Here is an 8,542-nt window from a genome sequence, read left to right as displayed (position 1 = left end):
AAGGTCGATCAGCGGGTACGGCACCAACCGGCCGTATCCGTTGCCAGAGGGGTTGGCGTCAGCGCCGACCCCAAAGTTGTTTTAGGGGTATAGCTCAACTGGCAGAGCGTCGGTCTCCAAAACCGAAGGTTGGGGGTTCGATTCCCTCTGCCCCTGCCAATTCAATCAGCCGCGTCGCGATACAGTATCGTGACGCGGCTTAGTCTCGTTTGCGAAACATGGCCAATCCCAACGTCGAAACCGTCAATGCCTCCAGCGGCAAGTGGTTGCTGGGCGTAGCGGTGCTATTGGTGGTTGCCGGCGTCATCGGTTTCTATGCCCTGGCACAGCAGCCTTCCTATGTGCGCGGCGCCGCGCTGTTCGGCGGCATCGCACTGGGCGTGGTGGTCGCGCTGGTCTCGGCGCCGGGCAAGGACTTCATCGGATTCGCCAAGGAATCCTATCGCGAAGTCCGCAAGGTCGTCTGGCCTACCCGCAAGGAAGCCGGTCAGATGACGGGCTTGGTGTTTGTCTTCGTCGTGATCATGGCCGTGTTCCTGTGGTCTGCGGACAAGCTCATCGAGTGGGTCATCTTTTCGCTCGTGCTTGGCTGGAAATGAAGGATAGAACATGACGGATAACGCACAACAGGAAGTCCCCGCAGCGGAATCGCCTTCGTCGAAGAAGCGCTGGTATGTGGTGCACGCTTATTCCGGCATGGAAAAGAGCGTGCAGCGCGCGCTGCAGGAGCGCATCGACCGCGCGGAAATGCAGGACAAGTTCGGCCGCATCCTGGTGCCGTCGGAAGAAGTGATCGAGATCAAGGGCGGCCAGAAGTCCGTCACCGAGCGCCGTTTCTTCCCCGGCTACGTGCTGGTCGAGATGGAAATGACCGACGAGACCTGGCACCTGGTGAAGAACACCAGCAAGGTCACGGGTTTCGTGGGTGGCGCACGCAATCGCCCGAGCCCGATTTCCCAGCGGGAAGTCGACAAGATCATGACCCAGATGCAGGAAGGGGTCGAGAAGCCGCGTCCCAAGACGCTGTTCGAAGTGGGCGAAATGGTGCGCGTCAAGGACGGCCCGTTCACCGACTTCAACGGCAATGTCGAGGAAGTGAACTACGAGAAATCGCGCCTGCGCGTCTCGGTCACGATCTTCGGCCGCGCCACGCCGGTCGAGCTCGAGTTCGGCCAGGTCGAGAAGGTTTAAGGATTTTGCCCGTCGCCGGCCCGTAAGGGCGGCGGCGGACGAATAGGGCGGGGTCCTCGCGACCGCGCCCAAAGAGGAGCGTGAGGTCGTGCCAGCGGCACGGCGACAGCGCGTTACGACTCAACAGGATCCGTTCGACAAGCGAAGGATCCGGATTGGAGTAAAGATGGCCAAGAAGATCATTGGCTTTATCAAGCTGCAGATTCCGGCTGGTAAGGCAAATCCCTCCCCGCCCGTGGGCCCGGCACTGGGTCAGCGCGGCCTGAACATCATGGAGTTCTGCAAGGCGTTCAACGCGCAGACCCAGGGCATGGAACCCGGCCTGCCGGTGCCGGTGGTGATTACCGCCTTCGCCGACAAGAGCTTCACGTTCGTGATGAAGTCGCCCCCGGCGACCGTGCTGATCAAGAAGGCCGCCGGCCTGACCAAGGGTTCGGCCAAGCCGCACACCGACAAGGTCGGCAAGATCACCCGCGCCCAGGCTGAAGAAATCGCCAAGGCAAAGAACGCTGACCTGACCGCCGCCGACCTGGACGCCGCCGTGCGTACCATCGCCGGCTCGGCGCGTTCGATGGGCATCACCGTGGAGGGTCTGTAAATGGCTAAGCTTTCGAAGCGCGCAGCCGCCAACAAGGCGAAGATCGAGCGCACCAAGTTCTACCCGATCGACGAGGCCCTGGGCCTGGTGAAGGAATGCGCATCGGCCAAGTTCGACGAATCGATCGACGTGGCCGTGCAGCTCGGCATCGATGCGAAGAAGTCGGACCAGGTGGTCCGCGGCTCCGTGGTGCTGCCTGCCGGTACCGGCAAGTCGGTGCGCGTGGCTGTGTTCGCGCAAGGCGAAAAGGCTGAAGCTGCCAAGGCAGCCGGCGCCGACATCGTCGGCATGGAAGACCTGGCCGAGCAAGTCAAGGCCGGCAACCTGAACTTCGACGTGGTGATCGCCTCGCCGGACACCATGCGTGTCGTCGGTACGCTGGGCCAGATCCTGGGCCCGCGCGGCCTGATGCCGAACCCGAAGGTCGGCACCGTGACGCCCGACGTGGCCCAGGCCGTGAAGAACGCCAAGGCCGGTCAGGTGCAGTACCGCGTCGACAAGGCCGGTATCATCCACGCCACCATCGGCCGCCGCTCGTTCGACGACGCCGCGCTGAAGAGCAACCTGAACGCGCTGATCGAAGCGCTGGTGAAGTCGAAGCCGGCCACGAGCAAGGGCGTGTACCTGCGCAAGATCGCCGTGTCGTCCACGATGGGCGTTGGCGTGCGCGTGGAACAGGGCTCGCTGTCGGCCTGAGGCTGACAGACACCGGGCGGACCCGATAACGTCGCCCGGGGTAAAGAATCGAGGATCCCGGCCCAGGCCGGGGTCGTCTCCCCGGCCGCAGCGGCGCCCCAACAGGCGCGGCAGCCGCGGAGAGCAAGGCTTTGGGCAGTGGTGCCCGCCGGCGCAAGCAGGCAGGCACCACTGGTTATCAAAGACCGCTGGTGGCGGGCGCGGCCGAAGTCTGGCCGGCTTGCCTTAATCGGGCGGAGCGTGTGTGGCGGGGTGTTTGACCCGGCTGCGGCGCCTCCCGCCCCACCAGCGCAGATGGCGCACCCGAGGGATTGATGAATCCGGGCAACGACCCGGGTGATTCGGGCCAATCGGACGCCGTTCGTTTGGACTGATGTGCGTGCCCCGGACGATCCGGGGGACAAGCATCGTTTTGGAGCTTAACCGTGCCACTCAATATTGAAGATAAGAAGGCCGTCGTTGCTGAGGTTTCGGCGCAAGTCGCCAAAGCCCAGACCATCGTCGTGGCCGAATATCGCGGCATTGCGGTTGGCGATCTGACCAAGCTGCGCGCCAAGGCCCGCGAGCAAGGCGTGTACCTGCGCGTTCTGAAGAACACGCTGGCCCGCCGCGCCGTGGAAGGCACGCCGTTTGCAGGCCTCGCAGAGCAAATGACCGGCCCGCTGATCTACGGTATTTCCGAAGATGCAGTGTCGTCGGCCAAGGTTCTGAACGACTTTGCCAAGACCAACGACAAGCTGGTTCTGCGCGCAGCGTCGTACGACGGCAACGTGCTCGATGCTGCTGCCGTCAAGGCACTGGCCTCGATCCCGAGCCGTGACGAACTGATTGCTCAGCTGCTTGGCGTGATGCAGGCACCGGTGTCGGGCTTCGCCCGTCTGCTGGCTGCACTGGCCGCCAAGAAGGGCGAGGGCGAAGCCGCCCCCGCCGAGAGCGAAGGCGCGGCTGCTTAAGGCGCAAGCCCGCAGCCCGGCTTAAAAGATCGCATTACCGATACCGAATCAAATCTAGCAGGAGTAACAAATGGCAATCAGCAAAGACGACATCCTCGAAGCCGTAGGCGCGATGTCCGTGATGGAACTGAACGACCTGGTCAAGGCGTTCGAAGAAAAGTTCGGCGTGTCCGCCGCTGCAATGGCCGTGGCCGCTGCCCCGGGCGCCGGCGGTGCTGCCGCTGCCGAAGAGCAGACCGAGTTCAACGTGATCCTGGCCGAAATCGGCGCCAACAAGGTTGGCGTGATCAAGGCCGTGCGCGAAATCACCGGCCTGGGCCTGAAGGAAGCCAAGGACCTGGTCGATGGCGCACCGAAGCCCGTCAAGGAAGGCGTGGACAAGGCTGCTGCAGCCGAAGCCAAGAAGAAGCTGGAAGACGCAGGCGCAAAGGCCGAAATCAAGTAAGCTGTGCTCGCGTGCCATTTCGCGGCACGCGGATGGGGCTGGCAAAGGGAGTTTCCCGGCGCCAGCCTTTTTGCGCTTCTGCGAAGTGTGTTTTATACGACACCTGGAGCGCGGATAAATCGGACAAGTCGCCAGAGTATGGCGCAAGAAGTGGCGTAAACGATGCTTGAAAGCTAGGTAATTTCCTAAGCTTCAGCAGAGGCCAAACATCAGTGGCACACTAAACGGTTGCTGATGTTTGTCTTCTGAACCGACTGCAGAAGACAAGTTTGGTCGGGTGTCCCCCGAGCCGGCATGGCGCATCGCGTCGTAGCTGCCGGCTCGCAGCGTGCGGGCACCGTCAGCCAGAGGTTGGTAGCGGCCAACCGCCAAATCCCCTCCCAGTCGCTGAACACCTCAGGTGCTGCGCCAGGTCCAGCCAGCCCTGCGATGATTCGGAGATCCCATGGCGTACAGCTTCACCGAAAAGAAGCGCATTCGCAAAAGTTTTGCGAAGCGCGCGACGGTTCACCAGGTTCCTTTCCTGCTTGCCACTCAGATTGAATCCTACACTCAGTTTCTGCAAGAGGATACGCCACCCTCGCGTCGCAAAACAGAGGGCCTGCAAGCGGCATTCAGCGCAATCTTCCCGATTGTGTCGCACAACGGGCTCGCCCGTATGGAGTTCGTCTCCTACCACCTCTCCAACCCGCCGTTCGACGTCAAGGAATGTCAACAGCGTGGCCTGACCTTCCACTCGGCCCTGCGCGCCAAGGTGCGCCTGATCATCAACGATCGGGAAAATCCGGGCAAGGTCAAGGAAGTCAAGGAACAGGAAGTCTACATGGGCGAAATTCCGCTCATGACGTCGACCGGTTCGTTCGTGATCAACGGTACCGAGCGCGTGATCGTCTCGCAGCTCCACCGTTCCCCCGGCGTGTTCTTCGAGCACGACAAGGGCAAGACCCACAGCTCGGGCAAGCTGCTGTTCTCGGCCCGGATCATCCCCTACCGCGGTTCGTGGCTCGATTTCGAGTTCGACCCGAAGGACATCCTGTACTTCCGCGTCGACCGCCGCCGCAAGATGCCGGTGACGATCCTGCTCAAGTCGATCGGCCTGACGCCCGAACAGATCCTGGCGCACTTCTTCGTGTTCGACAACTTCACGCTGCAGGCCGAAGGCGCGCAGATGGAGTTCGTGCCCGAGCGCCTGCGCGGTGAAGTCGCGCGCTTCGACATCGCCGACAAGAACGGCCGCGTCGTGGTGGAGAAGGACAAGCGCATCAACGCCAAGCACATCCGCGACCTGGACTCGGCCGGCACCAAGCTCATCAGCGTGCCGGAAGACTACCTGCTGGGCCGCGTGCTGGCCAAGAACATCATCGACCCGGACACCGGCGAGGTGATCGCCAACGCCAACGAAGAGCTCACCGAGACCGTCCTGGAGAACCTGCGCGAAGCCGGCGTCAAGCAGATCCAGACGCTGTACACCAACGACCTGGACCAGGGTCCGTACATGTCGCAGACCCTGCGCGTGGACGACACCGCCGACCAGACCGCCGCGCGTATCGCCATCTACCGCATGATGCGTCCCGGCGAGCCGCCGACCGAAGACGCAGTGGAAGCGCTGTTCCAGCGCCTGTTCTACAGCGAAGAGTCGTACGACCTGTCGCGCGTCGGCCGCATGAAGGTCAACAGCCGCCTGGGCCGCCCGAGCGGCGAAGGCAGCATGGTGCTGCAGGACGAGGACATCCTCGAGACCATCAAGATCCTGGTCAACCTGCGCAACGGCAAGGGCGAGGTCGATGACATCGACCACCTGGGCAACCGCCGTGTGCGTTGCGTCGGCGAACTGGCCGAAAACCAGTTCCGCGCCGGCCTGTCGCGCGTGGAGCGCGCCGTCAAGGAACGTCTGGGCCAGGCCGAGACCGAGAACCTGATGCCGCACGACCTGATCAACTCGAAGCCGATCTCCTCGGCCATCCGCGAGTTCTTCGGTTCGTCGCAGCTGTCGCAGTTCATGGACCAGACCAACCCGCTGTCCGAGATCACGCACAAGCGCCGCGTCTCCGCACTGGGCCCGGGCGGCCTGACCCGCGAGCGCGCGGGCTTCGAAGTGCGCGACGTGCACCCGACCCACTATGGCCGCGTGTGCCCGATCGAAACGCCGGAAGGCCCGAACATCGGCCTGATCAACTCGCTGGCGCTGTATGCGCGCCTGAACGAGTACGGCTTCCTGGAAACGCCGTACCGCAAGGTCGTCGACAGCAAGCTGACCGACCAGGTCGACTACCTGTCCGCGATCGAGGAAGGCAAGTACGTGGTGGCGCAGGCCAACGCGACGGTCGACGCCGACGGCACCCTCATCGACGAACTGGTGTCGTCGCGTGAAGGCAGCGAGCGTGAAACCCGCATGGTCACGCCGGACCGCGTGCAGTACATCGACGTGGCGCCGTCGCAGATCGTGTCGGCGGCAGCCTCGCTGGTGCCGTTCCTCGAGCACGATGACGCGAACCGCGCACTGATGGGCGCGAACATGCAGCGCCAGGCCGTGCCTTGCCTGCGTCCGGACAAGCCGCTGGTGGGCACCGGCATCGAGCGCACCGTCGCGGTCGACTCGGGCACCGCCGTGCAGGCGACCCGTGGCGGCGTGGTGGACTACGTCGATGCGATGCGTATCGTGATCCGCGTAAACGACGACGAAGCCGTGGCCGGCGAAGTCGGCGTGGACATCTACAACCTGATCAAGTACACGCGCTCGAACCAGAACACCAACATCAACCAGCGTCCGATGGTCAAGGTCGGCGACTTCGTCGCCCGCGGCGACGTGATCGCCGACGGCGCCTCGACCGACCTGGGCGAGCTCGCGCTCGGCCAGAACATGCTGGTGGCGTTCATGCCGTGGAACGGCTACAACTTCGAAGACTCGATCCTGATCTCCGAACGCGTGGTCGCCGAAGACCGCTACACCTCGATCCACATCGAGGAACTGTCGGTCGTCGCCCGCGACACCAAGCTGGGACCGGAAGAAATCACGCGCGACATCTCCAACCTCGCCGAAGCGCAGCTGGCGCGCCTGGACGAGTCCGGCATCACCTACATCGGTGCCGAAGTGGAAGCCGGCGACGTGCTGGTGGGCAAGGTCACGCCGAAGGGCGAGACCCAGCTCACGCCGGAAGAAAAGCTGCTGCGCGCGATCTTCGGCGAGAAGGCTTCGGACGTGAAGGACACCTCGCTGCGCGTGCCCTCGGGCATGAGCGGCATCGTGATCGACGTCCAGGTCTTCACCCGCGAAGGCGTGACGCGCGACAAGCGCGCCCAGTCGATCATCGACGACGAACTCAAGCGCTACCGCCTGGACCTGAACGACCAGCTGCGCATCGTCGAAGGCGACGCCTTCCAGCGTCTGGAACGCCTGCTGCTCGACAAGACCGTCAACGGCGGTCCGAAGAAGCTGGCCAAGGGCGCCAAGCTGACCCGCGAGTACCTGGCCGACCTGGACAAGTACCACTGGTTCGACATCCGCCCGGCCGACGAGGAAGTCGCCGCCCAGCTCGAAGCCGTCAAGGAAGCCATCGAGCAGAAGCGCCACGAGTTCGACCTGGCCTTCGAAGAGAAGCGCAAGAAGCTCACGCAGGGCGACGAACTGCCGCCGGGCGTGATCAAGATGGTCAAGGTGTACCTGGCCGTCAAGCGCCGCCTGCAGCCTGGCGACAAGATGGCAGGCCGTCACGGCAACAAGGGTGTCGTGTCCAAGATCACCCCGATCGAAGACATGCCCTACATGGCCGACGGCACGCCCGCCGACATCGTGCTCAACCCGCTGGGCGTGCCTTCGCGGATGAACGTGGGCCAGATTCTGGAAACCCACCTGGGCTGGGCCGCGCGCGGCCTGGGCGAGCGCATCGGCAACATGCTGAAGGCGCAGGCCAAGGCAGCCGAAGTGCGCAAGCTGCTCACGCAGATCTACAACGAGAGCGGCAAGGTCGAAGACCTCGACAGCCTGTCGGATTCGGAAATCCTGGAACTGGCCGAGAACCTGAAGAAGGGCGTGCCATTCGCGACGCCGGTGTTCGATGGTGCGCATGAGGACGAAATCCGCCGCATGCTGGACCTCGCCTATCCGGAAGAGATCGCGAAGGAGAAGGGCCTGACCGCTTCCAAGCAGCAGGTCACGCTGTTCGACGGCCGCACCGGCGAAGCGTTCGAGCGTCCGGTCACGCTGGGCGTGATGCACATGCTGAAGCTGCACCACTTGGTCGACGACAAGATGCACGCCCGTTCGACCGGCCCGTACTCGCTGGTGACGCAGCAGCCGCTGGGCGGCAAGGCGCAGTTCGGTGGCCAGCGTTTCGGTGAAATGGAAGTGTGGGCGCTGGAAGCATACGGCGCCTCCTACGTGCTGCAGGAAATGCTGACGGTCAAGTCCGACGACGTGAACGGCCGGACCAAGGTCTACGAGAACATCGTCAAGGGCGAGCACTCGATCGATGCCGGCATGCCGGAATCGTTCAACGTGCTGGTGAAGGAAATCCGCTCGCTGGGTATCGACATCGACCTCGATCGCTACTGATCGAGAGCGCGCGGGAGGCCGGTCGCGGCCAGCCTCCCGCCGGTTGCCAGCTACGGTTTTCCCACAGGATGAATGCCGTGGCCCCGAAGGGATTTCGGGGTTGCGGC

General features: G+C 63.5%; 7 protein-coding genes and 1 tRNA gene. All 8 read left to right on the top strand.

Annotated elements, in window-relative coordinates; all coding sequences use genetic code 11:
- The first annotated feature begins 83 nt into the window (after positions 1-83).
- The 8 genes from KF708C_RS33210 to rpoB all read left to right on the top strand — a co-directional run bounded on the left by KF708C_RS33210 (position 84) and on the right by rpoB (position 8,435).
- A tRNA-Trp gene (locus tag KF708C_RS33210) sits at positions 84-159 on the top strand.
- A gap of 59 nt (positions 160-218) precedes the next feature.
- Positions 219-599 carry a preprotein translocase subunit SecE gene (secE, locus tag KF708C_RS33205; protein ID WP_020206065.1) on the top strand — a complete coding sequence of 127 codons (381 nt, stop codon included), beginning with the start codon at positions 219-221 and terminating at the stop codon, positions 597-599.
- Positions 600-609: 10 nt separating this feature from the next.
- Positions 610-1,191: a transcription termination/antitermination protein NusG gene (gene nusG, locus KF708C_RS33200; protein WP_029044254.1), complete on the top strand. Its 582-nt coding sequence runs from the start codon at positions 610-612 to the stop codon at positions 1,189-1,191.
- Positions 1,192-1,357: 166 nt separating this feature from the next.
- Complete coding sequence (gene rplK, locus KF708C_RS33195; RefSeq protein WP_006162338.1) at positions 1,358-1,789, top strand: 50S ribosomal protein L11; 432 nt, start codon at positions 1,358-1,360, stop codon at positions 1,787-1,789.
- On the top strand, positions 1,790-2,485 hold the full coding sequence (rplA, locus tag KF708C_RS33190) for a 50S ribosomal protein L1 (protein ID WP_020206067.1): 696 nt from the start codon (positions 1,790-1,792) through the stop codon (positions 2,483-2,485).
- A gap of 425 nt (positions 2,486-2,910) precedes the next feature.
- Positions 2,911-3,438 (top strand): 50S ribosomal protein L10, encoded by a 528-nt coding sequence (rplJ, locus tag KF708C_RS33185; RefSeq protein WP_029044255.1) that lies wholly within the window; start codon positions 2,911-2,913, stop codon positions 3,436-3,438.
- Between the two features lie 70 nt (positions 3,439-3,508).
- Positions 3,509-3,883, top strand: coding sequence for a 50S ribosomal protein L7/L12 (gene rplL, locus KF708C_RS33180; RefSeq protein ID WP_020206069.1), 375 nt, complete (start codon positions 3,509-3,511; stop codon positions 3,881-3,883).
- A 445-nt stretch (positions 3,884-4,328) separates the two neighbouring features.
- Positions 4,329-8,435 carry a DNA-directed RNA polymerase subunit beta gene (gene rpoB, locus KF708C_RS33175; RefSeq protein ID WP_059416031.1) on the top strand — a complete coding sequence of 1,369 codons (4,107 nt, stop codon included), beginning with the start codon at positions 4,329-4,331 and terminating at the stop codon, positions 8,433-8,435.
- Positions 8,436-8,542 lie beyond the last annotated feature (107 nt).

Origin of the sequence: Cupriavidus basilensis (assembly GCF_000876015.1) — a bacterium.
GTDB lineage: Bacteria > Pseudomonadota > Gammaproteobacteria > Burkholderiales > Burkholderiaceae > Cupriavidus > Cupriavidus basilensis_B.
The sequence above is the reverse complement of the archived record's forward strand: the minus strand, read 5'-3'. Positions and strand labels throughout refer to the sequence as shown.

Bases quoted from the DNA above. Each gene is read 5' to 3' on its own strand.
- rpoB (WP_059416031.1), top strand. From the start codon at position 4,329: ATGGCGTACAGCTTCACCGAAAAGAAGCGCATTCGCAAAAGTTTTGCG.
- rplA (WP_020206067.1), top strand. From the start codon at position 1,790: ATGGCTAAGCTTTCGAAGCGCGCAGCCGCCAACAAGGCGAAGATCGAG.
- nusG (WP_029044254.1), top strand. From the start codon at position 610: ATGACGGATAACGCACAACAGGAAGTCCCCGCAGCGGAATCGCCTTCG.
- rplK (WP_006162338.1), top strand. From the start codon at position 1,358: ATGGCCAAGAAGATCATTGGCTTTATCAAGCTGCAGATTCCGGCTGGT.
- rplL (WP_020206069.1), top strand. From the start codon at position 3,509: ATGGCAATCAGCAAAGACGACATCCTCGAAGCCGTAGGCGCGATGTCC.
- secE (WP_020206065.1), top strand. From the start codon at position 219: ATGGCCAATCCCAACGTCGAAACCGTCAATGCCTCCAGCGGCAAGTGG.